Annotated in this window: 16 protein-coding genes; 9 read left to right on the top strand and 7 right to left on the bottom strand. The window is 73.1% G+C overall.

What is annotated here, in order from left to right; all coding sequences use genetic code 11:
* Positions 1 to 40: 40 nt before the first annotated feature.
* The 3 genes from AB5J87_RS11115 (at position 41) to AB5J87_RS11105 (ending at position 2,638) form a co-directional block, all read left to right on the top strand.
* Positions 41 to 1,441 carry a cation:dicarboxylase symporter family transporter gene (locus tag AB5J87_RS11115; RefSeq protein WP_369376239.1) on the top strand — a complete coding sequence of 467 codons (1,401 nt, stop codon included), beginning with the start codon at positions 41 to 43 and terminating at the stop codon, positions 1,439 to 1,441.
* A gap of 73 nt (positions 1,442 to 1,514) precedes the next feature.
* Positions 1,515 to 2,288 (top strand): DUF2127 domain-containing protein, encoded by a 774-nt coding sequence (locus tag AB5J87_RS11110; RefSeq protein WP_369376238.1) that lies wholly within the window; start codon positions 1,515 to 1,517, stop codon positions 2,286 to 2,288.
* A 14-nt stretch (positions 2,289 to 2,302) separates the two neighbouring features.
* The gene (locus AB5J87_RS11105) at positions 2,303 to 2,638 is read left to right on the top strand and encodes a hypothetical protein (protein ID WP_369376237.1); all 336 of its coding nucleotides are present in this window, start codon (positions 2,303 to 2,305) and stop codon (positions 2,636 to 2,638) included.
* A 12-nt stretch (positions 2,639 to 2,650) separates the two neighbouring features.
* On the opposite strand, the gene AB5J87_RS11100 is transcribed toward AB5J87_RS11105, so the two are convergent.
* Complete coding sequence (locus AB5J87_RS11100) at positions 2,651 to 3,532, bottom strand: aldo/keto reductase (RefSeq protein WP_369376236.1); 882 nt, start codon at positions 3,530 to 3,532, stop codon at positions 2,651 to 2,653.
* Position 3,533: 1 nt separating this feature from the next.
* On the bottom strand, positions 3,534 to 4,457 hold the full coding sequence (locus AB5J87_RS11095; protein ID WP_369376235.1) for an NAD-dependent epimerase/dehydratase family protein: 924 nt from the start codon (positions 4,455 to 4,457) through the stop codon (positions 3,534 to 3,536).
* Positions 4,458 to 4,501: 44 nt separating this feature from the next.
* On the opposite strand from AB5J87_RS11095, the gene AB5J87_RS11090 reads away from it, so the two are divergent.
* The 5 genes from AB5J87_RS11090 to AB5J87_RS11070 all read left to right on the top strand — a co-directional run bounded on the left by AB5J87_RS11090 (position 4,502) and on the right by AB5J87_RS11070 (position 9,330).
* Complete coding sequence (locus AB5J87_RS11090; protein WP_369376234.1) at positions 4,502 to 5,017, top strand: Lrp/AsnC family transcriptional regulator; 516 nt, start codon at positions 4,502 to 4,504, stop codon at positions 5,015 to 5,017.
* 184 nt (positions 5,018 to 5,201) lie between these two features.
* Positions 5,202 to 6,065: an NAD(P)-dependent oxidoreductase gene (locus tag AB5J87_RS11085; protein ID WP_369376232.1), complete on the top strand. Its 864-nt coding sequence runs from the start codon at positions 5,202 to 5,204 to the stop codon at positions 6,063 to 6,065.
* Between the two features lie 57 nt (positions 6,066 to 6,122).
* Positions 6,123 to 6,554, top strand: coding sequence for a MerR family transcriptional regulator (locus tag AB5J87_RS11080; RefSeq protein WP_369376231.1), 432 nt, complete (start codon positions 6,123 to 6,125; stop codon positions 6,552 to 6,554).
* Positions 6,551 to 6,886, top strand: coding sequence for a thioredoxin (gene trxA, locus AB5J87_RS11075; protein WP_369376230.1), 336 nt, complete (start codon positions 6,551 to 6,553; stop codon positions 6,884 to 6,886). Before AB5J87_RS11080 ends, trxA begins: the two co-directional genes overlap by 4 nt.
* Positions 6,887 to 7,026: 140 nt before the next feature.
* Complete coding sequence (locus AB5J87_RS11070; protein ID WP_369376229.1) at positions 7,027 to 9,330, top strand: helicase; 2,304 nt, start codon at positions 7,027 to 7,029, stop codon at positions 9,328 to 9,330.
* Here the strand turns inward: AB5J87_RS11070 and glgB are convergent.
* From glgB to AB5J87_RS11045, 5 genes are all read right to left on the bottom strand, one after another.
* Positions 9,287 to 11,437, bottom strand: a complete 2,151-nt coding sequence (gene glgB / locus AB5J87_RS11065; protein WP_369383471.1) for a 1,4-alpha-glucan branching enzyme — start codon at positions 11,435 to 11,437, stop codon at positions 9,287 to 9,289. The genes AB5J87_RS11070 and glgB overlap by 44 nt on opposite strands.
* 180 nt (positions 11,438 to 11,617) lie before the next feature.
* A complete protein-coding gene (locus AB5J87_RS11060; RefSeq protein ID WP_369376228.1) occupies positions 11,618 to 12,955 on the bottom strand; it encodes a maltokinase in 1,338 nt (445 codons plus the stop codon).
* 212 nt (positions 12,956 to 13,167) lie between these two features.
* Positions 13,168 to 14,877, bottom strand: coding sequence for a maltose alpha-D-glucosyltransferase (gene treS, locus AB5J87_RS11055; protein ID WP_369376227.1), 1,710 nt, complete (start codon positions 14,875 to 14,877; stop codon positions 13,168 to 13,170).
* The gene (locus AB5J87_RS11050; RefSeq protein ID WP_369376226.1) at positions 14,874 to 16,871 is read right to left on the bottom strand and encodes an alpha-1,4-glucan--maltose-1-phosphate maltosyltransferase; all 1,998 of its coding nucleotides are present in this window, start codon (positions 16,869 to 16,871) and stop codon (positions 14,874 to 14,876) included. Before AB5J87_RS11050 ends, treS begins: the two co-directional genes overlap by 4 nt.
* Before the next feature lie 286 nt (positions 16,872 to 17,157).
* A complete protein-coding gene (locus AB5J87_RS11045; protein ID WP_369376224.1) occupies positions 17,158 to 18,396 on the bottom strand; it encodes a S8 family peptidase in 1,239 nt (412 codons plus the stop codon).
* A 255-nt stretch (positions 18,397 to 18,651) separates the two neighbouring features.
* On the opposite strand from AB5J87_RS11045, the gene glgP reads away from it, so the two are divergent.
* Complete coding sequence (glgP, locus tag AB5J87_RS11040; RefSeq protein ID WP_369376223.1) at positions 18,652 to 21,279, top strand: alpha-glucan family phosphorylase; 2,628 nt, start codon at positions 18,652 to 18,654, stop codon at positions 21,277 to 21,279.
* Positions 21,280 to 21,309: the final 30 nt, after the last annotated feature.

Genomic DNA, 21,309 nt, shown 5'->3' with positions numbered 1-21,309 from the left:
CGTACGCGGGACGCGTACGGAAGCAGGAGGAGGCACCCCCGTGACCGCAGCAGCCGCCAGGCGCGACCCCGCGAACCATCTCTATCTCGCGGTGATCGCCGCCGTGCTGATCGGCATCACCGTCGGTTTCGCCGCCCCCGGGGTGGCCGTCGAGCTGAAGCCCATCGGCACCGGCTTCGTGAACCTGATCAAGATGCTGATCTCGCCGATCATCTTCTGCACGATCGTGCTCGGCATCGGATCGGTGCGCAAGGCCGCCAAGGTCGGCGTCGTCGGCGGTCTGGCGCTGGGCTACTTCCTGGTGATGTCGACGGTGGCGCTCGCCATCGGCCTCGTCGTCGGCAACATCCTGGAGCCCGGCTCCGGCCTCCACCTCACCGACGCGACCCGGCACGCGGGCGCCAAGCAGGCGGCCGGTGCCAGCGAGTCCACCGCCGACTTCCTGCTCGGGATCATCCCCAAGACGATGGTCTCCGCCTTCACCGAGGGCCAGGTGCTCCAGACCCTGCTGATCGCCCTGCTCGTCGGCTTCGCGCTGCAGGCCATGGGCTCCGCCGGGGAGCCGGTGCTGCGCGGTGTCGGACACATCCAGAAGCTGGTCTTCCGGATCCTGTCGATGGTGATGTGGGCGGCGCCGGTCGGCGCGTTCGGCGCCATCGCGGCGGTGGTCGGCGAGACCGGCACGGACGCGCTGAAGTCGCTGGCCGTGATCATGGTCGGCTTCTACCTCACCTGCGCGCTCTTCGTCCTCCTGGTCCTCGGCACCCTGCTGCGGCTGCTGGCCGGGGTGAACATCTTCCGGCTGCTGAAGTACCTGGGCCGCGAGTTCCTGCTGATCCTCTCCACCTCCTCCTCCGAGACCGCGCTGCCCCGGCTGATCGCCAAGATGGAGCACCTGGGCGTCAGCCGGGCCGTGGCGGGCATCACCGTGCCCACCGGCTACTCCTTCAACCTGGACGGCACCGCGATCTACCTCACGATGTCCTCGCTCTTCATCGCCAACGCCATGGGCGACCCGCTGAGCGCCGGACAGCAGATCTCGCTGCTGCTGTTCATGATCGTGGCCTCCAAGGGCGCGGCCGGGGTCACCGGCGCGGGCCTGGCCACCCTGGCCGGCGGCCTCCAGTCGCACCGCCCCGAACTGGTCGACGGCGTCGGCCTGATCGTCGGCATCGACCGGTTCATGAGCGAGGCGCGGGCGCTGACCAACTTCGCGGGCAACGCGGTGGCCACCGTCCTGGTGGGCACCTGGACCAAGGAGATCGACAAGGCGCGGGTCGAGGAGGTCCTCGCGGGCCGGGTCCCGTTCGACGAGGCCGGATTCGCCGCGAGCGACCCGCACGGGCCGGTGGAGAAGGCGCCGGAGAACGCGCCGGAAGCCGCCGGTCGCGCCCCCGGCCACGGTGACGTTCCCGAGGCCAGGGAACCCGCGACCCCCTGAGCGCGTCCGGACAGATGTCCACTACGGTGCGGGGCGTCCGTCCGGAAGCGGGTGACGGGGAGAGCGAGAGAGCATGAAGATCGACTGGGACCGGCGCACCTGCGCCCGGCGCGGTCATGTGACGTACGAGCCGAGCGAGACGGTGTTCCGGGAGCGGCTGCGCGCCGACACCGGGCTGGGCGAGGCGTGGCGCTGTCTGCGCTGCGGCGACTTCGCCCTGGGCGCCCCGCACGGCGCGGGCCCCGCCGACGACGCCCCGCTGGTGCCGCGCGGCAAGGTGCTGCGGGACCTGTTCATCCTGCGCTTCCTCGCCGTGGAGCGGCTGGTGCGCGGGGTGTTCATCGTCCTGGTGGCCGCCGCCGTGTGGAAGTTCAGCAACAGCCAGGACTCGGTGCGCCGCCTCTTCGACGAGAACCTGGACGTCTTCCGCCCGGTCTTCCAGCACTTCCACTACGACCTGGACCACTCGCCGGTCGTGGACACCATCCAGAAGTCGTTCGGCTACAAGCACTCCACCCTGGTGGCCGTGGCGGTGGCGCTGCTGGTGTACGCGCTGATCGAGATCGTCGAGGCCGTCGGGCTGTGGCGGGCCGAGCGCTGGGCGGAGTACCTGACCGTGGTGGCCACGGCGGCGTTCCTGCCGCTGGAGATCTACGAGCTGACCGAGAAGATCAGCTACTTCAAGATCGCCACGCTGGGGCTCAATGTGCTGGCCGTGCTCTACATCCTGCTCTCCAAGCGCCTGTTCGGCCTGCGCGGCGGGCGGGCAGCCTTTGAGGCGGAGCGGCACAGCGCCTCGCTGATGGAAGTCGAGGCGAGCGCCGGTCTCGCGGTGGGGACGACGTGAAGGGAACCGGAACGATGAGCAAGAAGTTCGCAGTGGTACTCGCCCTGCTCCTGGGCACCGCCCTGGTGGCCCCGGCGGCTGCCGAGGCCGCGCCGAGCGCGGTGGTGCGCACGGTGGCGGCGCAGCCCGCCTCGGACGCCCCGGCCCCCGCCGCCGCACCGGCGGCGGCGCACCGGACGTCCGGCCATGCCTCCCATGTGACGCTGGCCAAGCCCAAGAAGAAGAAAAAGAAGAGCTTCCTCAAGAAGCTGGGCATCTTCCTGCTGGTGATCTTCCTGCTCTTCGTGGCCTTCATCGCCTTGGTGATCTGGCTGATCGTGCGCAGGTTCCGCCGCCGGCGCACCGGCTGACGCCCGCGCCCCTCACGGCAGCAGCGCCCGCTCCTGCTCGGTGAGGACCAGATCGGCCGCCGCCGCCGAGTCCCGTACGGACTCGGGGCGGCTGCCGCCCGGTATGGGCACGACGTGCGGCCCGAGCGCCAGCAGCCAGGCCAGCGCGATCCGCTGCGGACTGACCCCGCGCGCCCGCGCCACCTGGTGGAAGGCCGCGTACGCGGGATCGGCGGCCACGGCCGAGGCGCCGTCGAGCGAGCTGCGGGAGATGCCGCCGAGCGGACTCCACGGCAGGAACGCCAGCCCCAGCTCCCCGGTCAGCCGCAGCGCGGCTTCGGCCTCCGCGTCCCGCACGGCGGGCGAGTAGCGGTTCTGCACCGAGACGAGCCGGTCGCCCAGGACCTCCCGGGCCTGCCGGATCTGCCCGGCACCGGCGTTGGAGATCCCGGCGAGGCGGACGGTGCCGTCGTCGAGCAGCTCGCGCAGCGCGCCCAGCGACTCCGCGTACGGCACGGCCGGGTCCGGCTTGTGCAGCTGGTAGAGGCCGATCGCCTCGGTGCCGAGCCTTCGCAGCGACTCCTTCGCGGCGCGCTTGAGGTGCTCCGGCCGCCCGTCGACGCTCCAGTCGCCGTCCTGGGTGCGCCCGCGCCCGCCCTTGGTGGCGACCAGGACGTGGTCGGTGGGGCCGCCGTAGCGGGCGAGCGCGCGGGCGAGCAGGAGTTCGTTGTGGCCGGGCTCGCCGCCGGGGGCGTAGTACGAGTCGGCCGTGTCGAGCAGTGTCACCCCCGCGTCGAGGGCGGCGTGGACGGTGGCGAGGGCGCGGGGCCCGTCGGGCCGCCCCTCGATGGACAGCGGCATGGCGCCGTATCCGATGGCGCCGACCCGGACGTCGCCAAGTGCGCGGTACCGCATGTCAGTTGTCCCCCTCGGTGGCCGGGAGCGTCTGCGCCACGGCGTCGTCGAGCCAGTCGCGGGTGTGCGAGAAGGCGAACCCGAGCCGTTCGGCGCGGGTGCTGTCCATGCCGTAGGAGCGGCGGAAGGAGAACGGGGAGACCTCCCCGACCTCCACGGTCCGGTAGCGGGCGGGCCCGGCGCCGATCGCGGCCACGATGTCCTCGGTGGTGAGCGGGCCGTGCGCGGCGGCGTTCACCGGCCCGGTGAAGTCCTGCCCGCCGGTCCAGAAGAGGAAGTCGGCGATCTCGTCGACGCCGATGTAGGTGGCGGGGCGGTTGGGGGCGGGCACCGCGATCGGCTCACCGGCGCGCAGCCGGTCCGCGTAGTGGGCGAGGCGTCCGGTGAAGTCGTCGGCGCCGCCGAGGACATGGGCGACGCGCACCCCGACGTACGGGAAGTCGCCCCCGGCCGCGAACACCGCCTCGGCCTGCCGCTTGCCCTCGCCGTAGTGCCGTGCCGCGAACTCGCCGTCCTGCCAGGGGAGTTCGAGGTCGACGGCGACCGTGAGCGGGTCGACGGCGGACTCGGCGACCGGCTCGGCCGCGTCCTCGTACTCGTACACCTCGACCGTCGACGTCATCACATAGCGGCGGGTGCGGCGGGCGAAGACGCGGCGGGCGGTGGCGGCCTGGCGCGGGGTGTAGCAGACCTGGTCGAAGACGACGTCGAACGTCCGCTCCCCGAGGGCGGCTTCGAGGGCCGCCCCGTCGTCGCGGTCGGCGACGAGGTGCTCGACGCCGGGCGGTGGTGGCGCGGACCCCCGGTTCAGCACGGTGACGCGGTCACCGGCGGTGACGAGACGGGTGATCAGCCGCTTGCCGAAGTAGCGGTTGCCGCCGATGACCAGCACGTTCCGGGGGGTGGGGGACGGGGTGAATGTCATGCACACAGTGTTACGTTGACGGCCGGGATCATGAAGGGGGAAACATGGGAGAACTGGCGGCCGTACCGAAGGAACCACGGAGTTCACGGGCTTCGGCCCACGATTCCTCAGCGGCCTTCGACCAGGTGGACCGGCAGCTCCTCGCACTGGTCCAGGCGGAGGGCCGGATCAAGCTGAGCGAGCTGGGCCGGCGGGTACGGCTGAGCCCGGCGGCGGTCACCGAACGGCTGCGGCGCCTGGAGGCGGGCGGGGTGGTCACGGGGTACGGGGCACGGGTCGACGCGGCCCGACTGGGCTACGGCATCCAGGCGTTCATCCGGGTCAACCCGCACGGCGGCTACACCCTCAAGCATCCGAGGACCCTGGAGCTGATGGAGCGCGAGGAGGTCCGGGAGGTGCACCACGTGGTGGGGGAGGACTGCTGGATCATCAAGGTGGCGGTGACGGACACGGTCCATCTGGAGGAGGTCCTGTCGCAGGTCTCGGTGCTGGGGCGCACGACGACGTCGATCGTGCTGTCCTCGCCGGTGAGCGGAAAGCCGCTGCTGCCGCCGGAGTGAGGCAGGGGAGCGGGGAGCGGGCTGAGCTGCATGCTTACCCGGGGGTGGGTATCTGACAAAAAGGTCCGTACTTGTGGGGAGTTGGAGGGCGACGAAGGATCACCCCATGACGCATACGACTTCCTCCTCCACTTCTTCCGTTCCTTCCGTTCCTTCCCCCGCCACTCCTTCTTCCGCCACTTCCGTGACGGTTCTCGGGCTCGGCAACATGGGGCGCGCGCTGGCCGGCGCGTTCCTGGCGGCCGGGCATCCGGCCACCGTCTGGAACCGCAGCGCCGGGCGCGCGGACGAGCTCGTGGCGCGGGGCGCGGCCCTCGCCGCGAGCGCCGAGGAGGCGGTCCGCGCGAGCGACCTGACGGTGGTCTCGCTGGTGGACTACGACGCGGCCGAGGCGGTCCTCGGGCCGCTCGCGGAGGCCGGGGCCTTCGACGGCGGCCGGGTCCTGGTGAACCTCACCTCGGACACCCCCGAGCGCTCGCGGACGGCCGCCGCGTGGGCTGCCGGGCACGGCATCTCCTACCTGGACGGTTCGGTGCTGGTCCCGACCACCGTGGTCGGGACGCCCGAGGCGCTGGTGCTCTACAGCGGTGACCGGGCGGTGTTCTCGGCGCACGAGGGCGTGCTCGGGGCGCTCGGCGGCCGGGCGGTGTTCCTGGGCGAGGACCCGGGGACCGCGGCGGTGTACGACCTGGCGATGCTGGACTTCTTCTTCACCGCGATGTCGGGGCTGATCCACGCGTTCGCGCTGGCGGGCGCGGAAGGGGTGAAGGCGGCCGAGCTCGCACCCCATCTGGACACGATCTCCTCGATCCTGCCGCCGCTGGCGGGGGCGATGGCCGGGCACGTGGACGCGGGGGAGCACCCCGGGGTGCTGGGCAATCTGACGATGGAGACGGCGAACCTGGACCACATCCTGCACCTGGCGCGGGCGCGCGGCCTCGACGTCTCGGTACTGGAGGCGGTACGGGCGATCGCCGGCCGCTCCCTGGCGAAGGGCCACGGGGGCGACGACTGGTCGCGGACGGTGGACGAGGTCCGGGCGGGGTGAGGCCGGGCCGCGGGTGGCCCTTGCCTTGACCTCGGCGTCAAGGATTACCGTCAACCCATGCGAATCGGCGAACTGGCCGCGCGGGCGGGCACCACCACTCGCGCGCTGCGCTACTACGAGTCGCGCGGTCTGCTGACCGCGCGCCGCTCGGAGAACGGGTACCGCACGTACGACGAGGACGACCTCCGGCTGCTCCGGCAGATCCGGACGCTCCAGGACTTCGGGTTCGAGCTGGAGGAGACCCGGCCGTTCGTGGAGTGCCTGCGGGCCGGTCACGAGGCCGGGGACACCTGCCCGGCCTCGCTCGCCGTGTACCGCCGCAAGCTGGCGGAGCTGGACGGCCTGATCGGCCAGCTCCAGTCGGTGCGCGACCAGGTCGGCGCGCAGCTGGCCCGGGCGGAGACGGCGCGCGCGGAGCTGGAGGCCGGTTCGCTGGTGCCCGGGGTCCCCGGGTGCGAACTGACGGGTGTGACGGAGGGGTTGGCATGACGGTACGAGCGGCGGGCGTGGACGTGGTGACGGACGCGACCTTCGAGGCGGAGGTGCTGGCGGCGGAGCTGCCGGTGCTGGTGGAGTTCACCGCCGAGTGGTGCGGCCCGTGCCGTCAGCTGGCGCCGGTGCTGAGCCGGATCGCGGCCGAGGAGGGCGAGCGGCTCAAGGTGGTCCAGCTGGACGTGGACCGGGACCCGGAGACGACCCTCAGATACGGGGTGCTCTCGATGCCGACGCTGATGGTCTTCCGCGCGGGCGAGCCGGTGAAGTCCCTGGTGGGCGCGCGCCCGCAGCGCCGGCTGATGCAGGAGCTCGAAGACGTCCTCTAGAGCGCCCGGAAAATCAAAAAGCCCCGGTCCGATATTGCGGCCGGGGTTTTTCGCTGTCTATAGTGGATTCTTCGTGTCTTCATGAAGGTGAATGCACGAAAAGCCCTTACAGAAAGCACTGTATCGCGTCAGGAGCGGAATTGTCAACCGAGGAAATTCGGAAAGAACAGCAATTCATCGACGGGCTCTACGCACGCCTGGACGTTCTGCGTACCGAGGCCGAGGCGGCGGTGCGCGGCGCGCTCGCGCAGGCCGGTACGGGTCTTCAGGCGCGGCTCGAGCGCGATGTGCTGGTGGCCGAGCAGTCCGGGCTGCTCAGCGCCTACGACGCGGGGGAGAACGGGCTGTGCTTCGGCCGTCTCGACTTCTCCGACGCGAGCAGCCACCACATCGGCCGCATCGGAATCCGCCGCGACGACGAGCGGCGCACCCCGCTGGTCGTCGACTGGCGGGCCGATGTCGCGCGCCCCTTCTACCTCGCCACCGGCCACACCCCGATGGGGCTGCGCCGCAGGCGTCACATCACCCTCGAAGGCCGCGAGGTCGCCGCGCTCCACGACGAACTGCTCGACCTCGCCGACGCGGCCCGCACCGGCCACGAGGGCGCGGACGCCGACGAGGTGCTGCTGGCGGCGCTCGACGCGGCCCGCACCGGCCGCATGCACGACATCGTGCGGACCATCCAGGCCGAGCAGGACCGGATCATCCGCGCCCCGCGGCGCGGGGTGCTGGTCGTCGAGGGCGGGCCGGGCACCGGCAAGACGGCGGTCGCGCTGCACCGGGCCGCCTACCTGCTGTACGCGCACCGCGAGCAGCTGGCCCGGCGGGCGGTGCTGATCGTCGGCCCCAACCCCGCCTTCCTCGGGTACATCGGCGAGGTGCTGCCCGCGCTGGGCGAGACCGGCGTGCTGCTGGCCACCATGGGCGAACTCTTCCCGGGCGTACGGGCCGAGGGCACCGACACCCCGGCCGCCGCCGAGGTCAAGGGCCGGCCCGCGATGGCCGAGGTGCTCGCCAGGGCCGTCCGCGACCGGCAGACCGTGCCGCACACGGCCGTCGAGATCGACCACGAGGGCTACGGCACGCTCAGCCTGGACCGGGCCATGGCCGAGGACGCCCGCTGGCGCGCCCGGGAGAGCGGTCTGCCGCACAACCTGGCCCGCCCGCACTTCGCCTTCCACGTCATCGACGCGCTCACCGCGCAGCTGGCGGAGCGGATCGGCGCCGACCTTTCCCCAAGCTCTCAACTTCGTTCGAGCGGGGGAGGCCCCGTTGGCGGCGAGAACCTGCTGGGCCCCGACGACCTCGCCCAGCTCGGCAAGGAGATCGCCACCAGCCGCGAGGTGCACGCCGCCATCGACGCGTTCTGGCCCGCGCTCACCCCCGAGGAGTTCCTCGCCGACTTCCTGGCCGATCCGGTCCATCTGGACGACGCCGACGCCGAGCTGATCCGGCGCACCGGCGGCCGGTGGACCGAGGCCGACGTGCCGCTGCTCGACGAGGCCGCCGAACTGCTCGGCGAGGACGACTCGGCCGCCCGCGCCGCCGCCGAGGCCGCGCGCCAGGACCGGATCGCCTACGCGCAGGGCGTGCTGGACCTCTCGGCGGGCTCGGAGAGCTTCGAGTTCGAGGACGAGGAGTCGGAGGTGCTCGCGGCGCACGACATCATCGACGCCGAGCGGTTCGCCGACCGGCACGAGGAGGCCGACCACCGCAGCGCCGCCGAGCGCGCCGCCGCCGACCGCACCTGGGCGTTCGGCCACATCGTCGTGGACGAGGCGCAGGAGCTGTCCGCGATGGCCTGGCGGCTGCTTATGCGCCGCTGCCCGACCCGCTCGCTGACCCTGGTCGGCGACCCGGCGCAGACCGCCGAGGCGGCCGGCGTCGGCTCCTGGCAGCGGATCCTGCGGCCGTACGTCGAGGACCGCTGGGAGCACGTGCGGCTCGGGGTCAACTACCGTACGCCCGCCGAGATCATGGAGGTCGCGGCGCGGGTCTGCCGTGCGGTCGACCCCGCCTTCGAGCCGCCGAGCTCGGTGCGGGCGACCGGGGTGCGGCCCTGGGCGCGCCGGGCGGCGCCGGAGGGTCTCGCGGACGCGGTCGCCGGGGCGGTGCGGGAGCACGCGCCGAAGGCGGGACGGCTCGCGGTGATCGCCCCGCGGGCGCTGCACCCGGCGCTGCACACCGCGCTGCCGGACGTCCCGCCGGGCGAGCCCGATCTGACCCGCCCGGTGGTCCTGCTGGATCCGCGTCAGGCCAAGGGATTGGAGTTCGACACGGTCCTGGTGGTGGAGCCCGCCCGGTACGGGGTGAGCGATCTGTACGTGGCGCTGACCCGGGCCACCCAGCGGCTCGGCGTGCTGCACGCGGAGCCGCTCCCGGCCGCGCTGGCGGACGCGCTCACGCCGGCCGCAGCCACACCGTCGCCAGCGGCGGCAGGGTGAGGGTCAGGCTGGCGGGCCGCCCGTGGCTCGGGACGGTCTCCGGCTTGAGGGCGTCCTCGTTGCGGAGGTCGCCGCCGCCGTAGCGCGCGGCATCCGTGTTGAGGACCTCCGTCCAGGCGGGGACGGAGTCGGGGACGCCCAGGCGGTAGTCGTGGCGCACCACCGGGGAGAAGTGGGAGACGGCGAGCAGCGGGGCGCCGTCCGCGTCGTGGCGCAGGAAGGCGAAGACGTTGTCCTCCGCCGCGTCGCCCGCGATCCAGGCGAAGCCCGCCGGGTCGGTGTCGCGCTGCCACAGCGGCGGGGCGTCGCGGTAGACGGTGTTGAGGTCGCGGACCAGGTCCCGCACGCCCCGGTGGTCGGGCTCGGCCGAGTACGACGGGTCGAGCAGCCACCAGTCGGGCCCGTGGGTCTCCGACCACTCCGCGCCCTGCGCGAACTCCTGCCCCATGAAGAGGAGTTGCTTGCCGGGGTGGGCCCACATGAAGCCCAGATAGGCGCGGTGGGTGGCGCGCTGCTGCCACCAGTCGCCGGGCATCTTGGTGACCAGGGCGCGCTTGCCGTGGACGACCTCGTCGTGGGAGATGGGCAGGACGTAGTTCTCGCTGTACGCGTACACCATCGAGAACGTCATCTCGTGGTGGTGGTACTTGCGGTGCACCGGCTCGTGGGCGGCGTAGCCCAGCGAGTCGTGCATCCAGCCCATGTTCCACTTCAGGCCGAAGCCCAGTCCGCCGAAGCCGCCGGGCCCGACGTGGTGGGTCGCGCGGGTCACGCCGTCCCACGCCGTGGACTCCTCGGCGATGGTGATCACGCCGGGGCAGCGGCGGTAGACCGTGGCGTTCATCTCCTGGAGGAAGGCCACCGCGTCCAGGTTCTCCCGGCCGCCGTGCTCGTTGGGCGACCACTGGCCCTCCTCGCGGGAGTAGTCCAGGTAGAGCATCGAGGCGACCGCGTCCACCCGCAGCCCGTCGACGTGGAACTCCTCGCACCAGTACGTGGCGTTGGCCACCAGGAAGTTGCGGACCTCCGTGCGGCCGTAGTCGAACTCCAGGGTGCCCCAGTCGGGGTGCTCGGAGCGGGCCGGGTCCTCGTGCTCGTACAGCGTGCGCCCGTCGAAGGAGGCCAGCGCCCAGTCGTCCTTGGGGAAGTGCGCGGGCACCCAGTCGACGATCACCCCGATCCCGGCCCGGTGCAGCGCGTCCACCAGGAAGCGGAAGTCGTCCGGGGTGCCCATCCGGGCGGTGGGGGCGTAGAAGCCGGTCACCTGGTAGCCCCAGGAGCCCCCGAAGGGGTGCTCGGCCACCGGCAGGAACTCCACATGGGTGAAGCCCAGGTCGCGGACGTACGCCGGGAGCTGCTCGGCCAGTTGACGGTACGTCAGGCGCGGGCGCCAGGACGGCAGGTGCACCTCGTACACCGAGAACGGGGACTCGTGGACCGGCCGGTCGCCGCGCGCCGCCATCCACAGCTCGTCCCGCCACTCGTGGTGCGACTCGGTGACGATGGAGGCGGTGGCGGGCGGCACCTCGGTGCGCCGGGCCATCGGGTCGGCCCGCAGGGTGTGCGTGCCGTCGGGGCGGGTGATGTCGAACTTGTAGAGCGCGCCGTCGCCCACGCCCGGCAGGAACAGCTCCCACACCCCGGTGGAGCCGAGCGAGCGCATCGGGTACGCGGTGCCGTCCCAGTAGCAGAAGTCGCCGGTGACCCGGACGCCGAGGGCGTTGGGGGCCCAGACGGTGAAGCGGGTGCCGGTGACGCCCTGGTGGGTCATCGGGCGCGCGCCCAGCGCCGTCCACAGCTCCTCGTGGCGGCCCTCGCCGATCAGGTGCAGATCGAGCTCGCCGAGCGCGGGCAGGAAGCGGTAGGGGTCCTCGGTCGCCAGCTCGCCGTCCTCGTAGCCGACGAGCAGGGAGTACGCGGGGACCTCCGGCAGCGGCAGCACCCCCGCGAACAGCCCGTCGCCCTCGTCCTTCAGCGCGGCGCGCAGGCCCTCGGCCAGCACGGTCACGGTCCGTGCGTACGGGCGCAGCACGCGGAAGGAGACGCCGCCGCGCACCTGGTGGGCGCCCAGCAGCGCGTGCGGGTCGTGGTGGGCCCCGGCGAGCAGCCGGGCGCGGTCCTCGGCGGCGAGCGGTCGCGCGGCCCGGACGCCGCCGCTCCCGCCGCGCTGCGGCTTCGCCGTCGCCTCCGGCGCCGCGGGCGCCCTGGATCGGCCGGGCCGGGAGGGGGTGGGGTTCTGCGGGCGGGCGGTCACGGGTACGGCCTCCTCGGGCGGTGCGGATCGGGGTCAGTGCTGGGCCAGCCGGCGGACCGCCGCCATCGGGACGGCGAGCCAGTCGGGGCGGTGGCGGGCCTCGTAGAGCACCTCGTACACCGCCTTGTCGGTCTCGTAGGCGCGCAGCAGTTCGGGCTCGTCGCGCGGGTCGGTGCCGGCCGCCGCCGCGTACCCCGAGCAGTAGGCGTCCCGGCAGGACTCGGCCCACTCGGGGCGCCAGGGCAGCTGGGTGCGGGCCGCGTAGTCGAAGGAGCGCAGCATTCCGGCGACGTCGCGGACCGGCGGCTGCGGACGGCGGCGCTCGGCCAGCGGCCGGGCGGGCTCGCCCTCGAAGTCGATGACCGCCCACTCGCCCTTCGCGGTCCGCAGGGTCTGGCCCAGGTGCAGATCGCCGTGGACGCGCTGGGCGGGCCGGGGTCCGGCCACCCGCGTCACCGCGTCGAAGGCGGCCCGCAGCCCCGGCACGTGCGGCAGCAGCGTCGGCACCGCCTGGGCCGCGGCCTCCAGGCGCTCGTGCATGGCGGCGGCCAGCGCCTCGGTCTGCGCCCGGCCGAGCGTGACCACCGGCAGCGCGTCGGCGAGCGCGGTGTGCACCTCGGCGGTGGCCCGGCCCAGCGCGTGCGCCTCCCGGGTGAAGTCGCGCCGGTCGGCGAGCGCGCCGAGCGCCAGCTCCCATCCGTCCCGCGAGCCGCTCAGGAACGGCTGGAGCACGGCGAGGGTGGCGTTCTCGGGCCGCTCGGTCTGGAGCCAGGCGGCGGGCGCGGGCACCCGGGCGCACCCGTGGCGGGCCAGGACCAGCGGAAGTTCCAGATCGGGGTTGACCCCGAAGTGGATCCGGCGGAATACCTTGAGGATGAACGTATCTCCGTACACCAGCGAGGAGTTGGACTGCTCGGCGGCGAGCAGCCGGGGGGCGAGCCCGGCCGGTACGGGGGCGCCCGCGGCGCGGCCGAAGCGCAGCGGGCCGAGCCGGCCCGGGGTGCGCAGCCGCTCCAGGAGCAGCGCGGCGACCTGGGGGTCCTGGAGGGCGTCGTAGACGGTGAGCCCGGTCAGCGGCCCGTCGGTGGCGTGGCCGACCAGCGCGGGGGCGAGCGGCGGCGGCAGCACCTTCCGCACGCCGAGCAGCAGCTGGTAGACGTCGGCGGGCTCGGGGGCGGGGCCGGTCTGCTCGGCCCGGACCAGCAGGTGCAGGGTGCCGGGGAGCAGTTCGGTGACCGAGGCGAGCGAGAAGCCGGTGACCGGTCGCCCCTTGCCCGCGAACCAGCGCTGCCGGGGGAGCCACTCGTGGAGCAGCGGCGCCAGCGAGGGCAGCAGTGCGACGGGAGTCAGGGTGGGTGCGGCCTTGGGCATGGCAGCGCGTCCTTTCCCCGGGCTCACAGCAGGATGTGCGCAGAGTGTCCCGGATTGCGGCATTGGCTGTCCGGCGGCGCGCGGGGCCTCCGGTGTGCCGGTGAAAGCGGTCCGGAGCGTCGCAGTGGAGAGTGCCCCGGGCGGGCCGGAGGAAACCGGCCCGCCCGGGGCGGGCCGCGGGGCGCCCGAAAGCGGCCCCGGGCCCGCTGGGTTCAGCCGATCACGACGCAGTCCTTGCGCAGCCGGAACCAGTAGAAGCCGTGCCCCGCGAGGGTGAGCAGGTACGGCCACTGGCCGATGGCCGGGAAGCGCACCCCGCCGATCAGCTCCACCGGATGGCGGCCCGCGAAGTCCCGCAGGTCCAGCTCGGTCGGCTGGGCGAACCGCGAGAAGTTGTTGACGCAGAGCACGAGGTCGTCGTTGTGCTCGCGCAGGAACGCCAGGACCGCCGGGTTGGAGGAGGGGAGCTCGGTGTACGAGCCGAGACCGAAAGCGGGGTTCTGCTTGCGGATCTCGATCATCCGGCGGGTCCAGTGCAGCAGGGACGAGGGCGAGGCCATCGCGGCCTCGACGTTGGTCACCTGGTAGCCGTAGACCGGGTCCATGATCGTGGGAAGGAAGAGGCGTCCCGGATCGCAGGACGAGAAGCCCGCGTTGCGGTCGGGCGTCCACTGCATGGGGGTCCGTACGGCGTCCCGGTCGCCCAGCCAGATGTTGTCGCCCATCCCGATCTCGTCCCCGTAGTAGAGGATCGGCGAGCCGGGCAGGGAGAGCAGCAGGGCGGTGAACAGCTCGATCTGGTTGCGGTCGTTGTCCAGCAGCGAGGCCAGGCGCCGCCGGATGCCGATGTTGGCGCGCATCCGGGGGTCCTTGGCGTACTCCGCGTACATGTAGTCGCGCTCTTCGTCCGTGACCATTTCGAGGGTCAGCTCGTCGTGGTTGCGCAGGAAGATGCCCCACTGGCAGGTCTTGGGGATGGCCGGGGTCTTGGCGAGCACCTCGGAGACCGGGTAGCGGCTCTCCCGGCGCACGGCCATGAAGATCCGCGGCATCACGGGGAAGTGGAACGCCATGTGGCACTCGTCCCCGCCCGCCGCGTAGTCGCCGAAGTAGTCGACGACGTCCTCCGGCCACTGGTTGGCCTCGGCGAGCAGCACCGTGTCCGGGTAGCCCGCGTCGATCTCGGCCCGGACCCGCTTGAGGAAGTCGTGGGTCGCGGGCAGGTTCTCGCAGTTGGTGCCCTCCTCCTGGTAGAGGTACGGGACGGCGTCCAGGCGGAAGCCGTCGATCCCCAGGTCCAGCCAGAACCGCAGCGCGGCCAGGATCTCGTCCTGGACGGCCGGGTTCTCGTAGTTGAGGTCCGGCTGGTGGGAGAAGAAGCGGTGCCAGTAGTACTGCTTGCGGACGGGGTCGAAGGTCCAGTTGGAGGTCTCGGTGTCGACGAAGATGATCCGGGCGTCCTGGAACTGCTTGTCGTTGTCGGCCCAGACGTAGTAGTCGCCGTAGGGCCCCGAAGGGTCCTTGCGCGACTCCTGGAACCACGGGTGCTGGTCGCTGGTGTGGTTCATCACGAAGTCGATGATCACGCGCATGCCGCGCTGGTGGGCGGCGTCCACGAACTCCACGAAGTCGGCGAGGTCGCCGAACTCCGGGAGCACCGCGGTGTAGTCCGAGACGTCGTAACCGCCGTCCCGCAGCGGGGACTTGAAGAAGGGCGGCAGCCAGAGGCAGTCCACCCCCAGCCACTGCAGGTAGTCGAGTTTGGCGGTGATGCCCTTGAGATCCCCTACGCCGTCGCCGTTGCTGTCCTGGAAGGACCGCACGAGCACCTCGTAGAAGACGGCCCGCTTGAACCACTCGGGATCGCGGTCCTTGGCGGGAGTGTCCTCGAAGGTGTCGTGGACGGGCTCGTTGACGATCATGGTGTGGGTGACCCTCCGATCGGCGGGGACGGTCGCAGCGCCAGGACGTGCGCGGGAGCGCGGCCCGGCTCCAGACGCACGTAGTTGGCCCTGCCCCAGTGGTAGGTCTCACCGGTGAGCTCGTCGCGCACCGGGACGGACTCGTGCCACGAGAGGCCGAGTTCCGGCATGTCCAACGAGACCGTGGCCTCCTGGGTGTGGTGGGGGTCGAGGTTGGCGACCACCAGAACGGTGTTCGACCCCGAGCGCTTGCTGTACGCGAGCACCGCGTCGTTGTCGGTGTGGTGGAAGCGCAGCGAGCGCAGTTGGCGCAGCGCCGGGTGGCGCCGCCGGATCCGGTTGAGCGTGGTCAGCAGCGGGGCGAGGGACCGGCCCTCGCGCTCCGCCGCCTCCCAGTCGCGGGGCCGCAGCTCGTACTTCTCCGAGTTCAGGTACTCCTCGCTGCCGTCGTGCAGCGCGTTGTTCTCGCACAGCTCGTAGCCCGCGTACACGCCCCAGCTCGGGGCGAGCGTCGCGGCGAGCACCGCGCGCACCTCGAAGGCGGGCCGGCCGCCGTGCTGGAGGTAGGCGTGCAGGATGTCGGGCGTGTTCACGAAGAAGTTGGGCCGCATGTACGCGGCCGTCTCACCGGAGAGCTCGGTGAGGTAGTCGGTCAGCTCCTGCTTGCCGTTGCGCCAGGTGAAGTACGTGTACGACTGCTGGAAGCCGACCCTGGCCAGGGTGTGCATCATCGCGGGGCGGGTGAACGCCTCGGCCAGGAAGACCACGTCCGGGTCGCCGCCGTTGACCTCGGCCAGCACCCGTTCCCAGAACACCACCGGCTTGGTGTGCGGATTGTCGACCCGGAAGATCCGCACCCCGTGGTCCATCCAGAACCGCAGGATCCGCACGGTCTCCTCGACCAGGCCGGGCAGGTCCCGGTCGAAGGCGATCGGATAGATGTCCTGGTACTTCTTGGGCGGGTTCTCGGCGTACGCGATCGTCCCGTCGGCCCGGTGGTGGAACCACTCGGGGTGCTTCTCCACCCACGGGTGGTCCGGCGAGCACTGGAGCGCGAAGTCGAGGGCGACCTCCATGCGCAGGTCGCGGGCGGTGCGCACGAAGTGGTCGAAGTCGTCGAGGGTGCCGAGGTCGGGGTGGACCGCGTCGTGCCCGCCGTCCGGCGAGCCGATCGCCCAGGGCACGCCCACGTCGCCGGGCGCCGCCGACAGGCTGTTGTTGGGGCCCTTGCGGAAGGTGGTGCCGATGGGGTGCACGGGCGGCAGGTAGACGACGTCGAAGCCCATCGCGGCGACCGCCGGGAGCCGCTCGGCGGCGGTCCGGAACGTGCCGCTCACCGGGGGTCGGCCCGCCTCGACCACCGCGCCCTCGGAGCGCGGGAACAGCTCGTACCACGAGCCGTACAGCGCCCGCTCGCGCTCCACGACGAGCGTCAACGGCTCGCTGGAGCTGACCAGTTCGCGCAGCGGATGGCGGCCGAGCGCCGCGTCCGCCTCGGGGGTGAGGGCCGCGGCGAGCCGGGCGGCGGCCGGGCGCGCGGTGTCGCGCAGCGCGTCCACGGCGGCCAGCACCGCCTCCCGGCCCTTGGTCTTCGGCACCCCGCGCGCGGCCCGCTCGTACAGCGCGGCGCCCTCCGCCAGGACCAGCTCGGTGTCCTGGCCCGCCGGGATCTTGATCGAGGCGTGCCGGCGCCAGGTGGCCACCGGGTCGCTCCACGCCTCCACCACGTACGACCAGCGGCCCTCGGCGGTGGGGGTGACGTCGGCGCCCCAGCGGTCGGTGCCCGGCCCCAGCTCGCGCATCGGGGTCCACGGGCCGGGCCGCCCGCGCGGGTCGCGCAGGACCACGTTGGCGGCGACCGCGTCATGGCCTTCGCGGAAGACGGTGGCGCTGACCTGGAACGTCTCGCCCACCACCGCCTTCGCCGGGCGTCTGCCGCAGTCGACGGCGGGGCGTACGTCCAGGACGGGGATACGACCGATGGGCAGATTCACGGGCTCACCTGGTGGCTGGTGGGTGCGGGGCGTGGTGGGGTCTGCTCTTTGTAACTGCTTCAACCGCTCCGTCGGCGTTCCACGGGCGTCGGGCATGGCCGCTCCTGTCCGCGTTCACTCGGGTGGCGGGTGGCGCGTTGCACGGACGGCGTCCTACCGGAGGAGCCTTCCACGGGTGGCGAGTGGGCATTCCGGTGGTTTGTTAACTACCTGCGCGTAACGGATCGGGCAACGAGGCGGCCCCGCCTTTCGGCGGGACCGGGCCAGAATTTGCCTACCCGCAAGTTCAGTTGGCGGACGGATCGACTCCGGTCCGCAGCAGCCGATCGGGCGATCCCGGGCCCGCGCCGGTGATCTTCCCGGCGGACGCGCCGGCGCTCAGCGCCGCCGCCACCCGCGCCGGGTCCGCCGCCGGGTGCGCCCCCAGGTACAGCGCCGCCGCGCCCGCGGCGTGCGGCGCGGCCATCGAGGTGCCCGACAGGGTGCGGGTCGCGGTGTCGTCGGTGTTCCACGCGGAGGTGATGGCGACCCCGGGGGCGAAGAGGTCGAGGGCCGGGCCCCAGTTGGAGAACGGGGCGCGGGCGTCGCCGCGGTCGCTCGCCCCCACCGTGATCGCCTCCGGGACCCGGGCCGGCGAGTACCGCTCGGCCGGGGCGCCGTCGTTCCCGGCCGCGACCGTGAACGTCACCCCGGCCGCGACCGCCCCCCGCACCGCCCGGTCCAGCCCCGGACTGGGGGCGCCGCCCAGGCTCAGATTGGCGACGGCCGGGCGGTGCGCGTTGCGGGTGACCCAGTCGATCCCGGCGATCACCTGGGCGGTGGTGCCCGCGCCCCGGTCGTCCAGGACGCGCACCGCCACCACGTCCGCCCGCTTGGCCACCCCGTGGTCCGCGCCCGCGAGGATCGCCGCCACATGGGTGCCGTGCCCGTTTCCGTCCTGCGCGTCCGCGTCGTCGTCCACGAAGTCCCAGCCGCTGCGCGCCCGCCCGCCGAACTCCCGGTGCGTGGTGCGCACCCCGGTGTCCAGGACGTACGCGGTGACGCCCGCGCCCCCGCCGGCGGGCCAGGAGTAGACCCCGTCCAGCGGCAGATCGCGCTGGTCGATCCGGTCCAGGCCCCAGTTCGGGGGTCCCTCCTGACGCCGGCCCGGGGGAGCGTCCCGGTGGTCGTCGAGCAGCACCGCGCTGTCCTGCGCCACCGACGCCACGTCCGGATCGGCCGCCAGCAGCCGGGCCCGCCCGGCGTCCACGCGCACCGCGTACCCGTTCAGGGCGGTCGTGTACGTCCGGCGGATCCGCGCCCCGTACCGGGCCGCGAGCTCACGGCCCGCCGCGGAGCGGGCACCGGTGGAGTCCTTGAGCGTGACGATGTAGCTGTCGCCGACCGCGCCCGGCGCGCCCGCCCCCAGCACCCGGCCCTCGGGCGGCGCGGCGCGGGCGGGCAGCGCGAGGGACAGCGCGGCCACCGTGGCCAGCGCGGTCAGTGCCGCGGCCGTGCGCGGCCGGGCGGTACGTGGTGCTCCCATGCCGTGGTTCCCCTCCTCGACCACCGGTCCGGCCCGCGCCGCGCCCGGCCCCCCGGCCGTCCCCCGTACGCACCGCACGCCCCCCGCGAGCGTCCCCCCGTCGGCCACGTGGTCACAAGGGCGCACGCCGGGGGCGGTCGCCTCCGTGCGCCGTGGTGGTGCGGGGCGCCGCCCCACTACCTTCGAGGGTGAAGGCCAGTCGAACAGAGCTGTACGTCCACCCGGTTGCGTACCTCCCCTGCGAAGGTGGAACACGTGAAGGCAATCCGTCGGTTCACCGTCCGCCCCGTCCTCCCCGAGCCCCTGCGGCCGCTGAGCGAGCTGGCCCGCAATCTGCGCTGGTCCTGGCATCCCGAGACCCGCGACCTCTTCCAGTCCGTCGATCCCGAGCAGTGGCGGGCCGCCGGAGAGGACCCGGTGCGCCTGCTCGGGTCGGTCTCCGCCGCCCGGCTCGCCGCGCTCGCCGGGGACCGCCGCTTCCTGCGCGCGCTCACCGCCTGCGCCGACGACCTCGCCGACTACCTGGGCGGGCGGCGGTGGTACCAGCAGCAGCCCGAGGGGCTGCCCGGCGCCGTCGCCTACTTCTCGCCGGAGTTCGGCATCACCGCCGCGCTGCCCCAGTACTCGGGCGGCCTCGGCATCCTGGCCGGCGACCACCTGAAGTCCGCCAGCGACCTCGGCGTGCCCCTGATCGGCGTGGGGCTCCTCTACAGACACGGCTACTTCCGCCAGTCGCTCTCCCGGGACGGCTGGCAGCAGGAGACCTATCCCGTCCTCGACCCCAACGAACTGCCGCTCACGCTGCTGAGGGAGGCCGACGGCGAGCCCGCCCGGGTCTCGCTGCGGCTGCCCGGCGGCCGGGCGCTGCACGCGGTGGTGTGGATCGCCGAGGTCGGCCGGGTCCCGCTGCTGATGCTCGACTCCGACGTGGAGGAGAACGGACCGGGCGAACGCGACGTCACCGACCGGCTGTACGGGGGCGGCAGCGAGCACCGGCTGCTCCAGGAGATGCTGCTCGGCATCGGCGGGGTGCGGGCCGTGCGGGCGTACTGCCGGATCACCGGGCACCCGGCGCCGGAGGTCTTCCACACCAACGAGGGCCACGCCGGCTTCCTCGGCCTGGAGCGCATCCGCGAACTCGCGGGCGACGGGCTGGACTTCGAGGCGGCGCTGGAGGCGGTGCGGGCCGGGACCGTCTTCACCACCCACACCCCGGTGCCGGCCGGGATCGACCGCTTCGACCGCGAGCTGGTCGCCCGCCACCTGGGCGAGGACGGCGAACTGCCGGGCGTGGACGTGGAGAAGATCCTGGGCCTGGGCATGGAGACCTATCCGGGCGGCGAGGCGAACCTCTTCAACATGGCCGTGATGGGCCTGCGGCTGGCCCAGCGCGCCAACGGCGTCTCCGTGCTGCACGGCCAGGTCAGCCGGGAGATGTTCGCCGGGCTCTGGCCCGGCTTCGACCCCTCGGAGGTGCCCATCACCTCCGTCACCAACGGGGTGCACGCGCCGACCTGGGTGGCGCCCGAGGTGTTCCGGCTGGGCGCGCGCCAGATCGGCGCCGGGCGCGCCGAGGACGCGCTGACCGTGGGCGGCTCACCGCGCTGGGACGCGGTCGCCGACATCCCCGGCACCGAGATCTGGGAGCTCCGGCGCGAGCTGCGCGAGCAGCTGGTGGCCGAGGTGCGCGAGCGGCTGCGCGCCTCGTGGCGGCTGCGCGGCGCGGGCACGGCGGAGCTCGGCTGGGTGGACGGGGTGCTCGACCCGGGCATCCTCACCATCGGCTTCGCCCGGCGCGTCCCCTCGTACAAGCGGCTCACGCTGATGCTGCGCGACCGGGACCGGCTGATGGAGCTGCTGCTGCACCCCACGCGGCCGGTGCAGATCGTGGTGGCGGGCAAGGCGCACCCGGCCGACGACAGCGGCAAGCGGCTGGTGCAGGAGCTGGTCCGGTTCGCCGACGACCCCCGGGTGCGCCACCGCATCGTCTTCCTGCCCGACTACGGGATGGCGATGGCCAAGAAGCTCTACCCGGGCTGCGACGTCTGGCTCAACAACCCGCTGCGGCCCCTGGAGGCGTGCGGCACCAGCGGGATGAAGGCCGCGCTCAACGGCTGTCTCAACCTCTCGGTCCTGGACGGCTGGTGGGACGAGTGGTACGAGCCGGACTTCGGCTGGGCCATCCCGACCGCCGACGGCTCCGCGACCGACGAGGACCGCCGCGACCAGCTGGAGGCGACCGCGCTCTACGACCTGATCGAGGACCGGGTCGCGCCGCGCTTCTACGACAGGGGGCCGGACGGGCTGCCGGGCCGCTGGATCGAGATGGTCCGCGAGACCCTCTCCTCGCTCGGCCCGAAGGTGCTGGCGGGCCGGATGGTGCGCGAGTACGTGGAGCGGCTCTACGCCCCGGCCGCCCGCGCCCACCGCTCGCTGGACGCCCCGGCCGCCCGGGAGCTCGCCGAGTGGAAGGCGCGGGTGCGGGCGGCCTGGCCGCACGTCACCGTCGACCACGTGGAGGCGCTGGCGGCGACCGCGGTCAACGGCCACGCCGAGCTCGGCTCCACGCTCTCCCTGCGGGTGCGCACCGGCCTCGGCGGGCTCCAGCCGGACGAGGTGGAGGTGCAGGCGGTCGCGGGCCGGGTGGACGCCGCGGACGCCATCGCGGACGCCCAGACGGTGGCGCTCAAGCCCGCGGGCGGCCCGGACCTGGAGGGCCGCTGGCTCTACGAGGGGCCCCTCGCCCTGGACCGGACCGGCCCGTACGGCTACACGGTCCGGGTGCTGCCCGCCCACCGGCTGCTGGCCGGCGGCGCCGATCTCGGCCTGGTCGCGCTGCCGACCGAGGCGACGGGGGAGGGCGCGGGGGTGCTGATGCGCTGAGTCCGCGCGGGCTGTACCGTACGTCGGCCA

The sequence above is a fragment of the Streptomyces sp. cg36 genome (genome assembly GCF_041080675.1).
Classification (GTDB): domain Bacteria; phylum Actinomycetota; class Actinomycetes; order Streptomycetales; family Streptomycetaceae; genus Streptomyces.
This window is presented reverse-complemented; position numbering and strand designations above follow the sequence as displayed.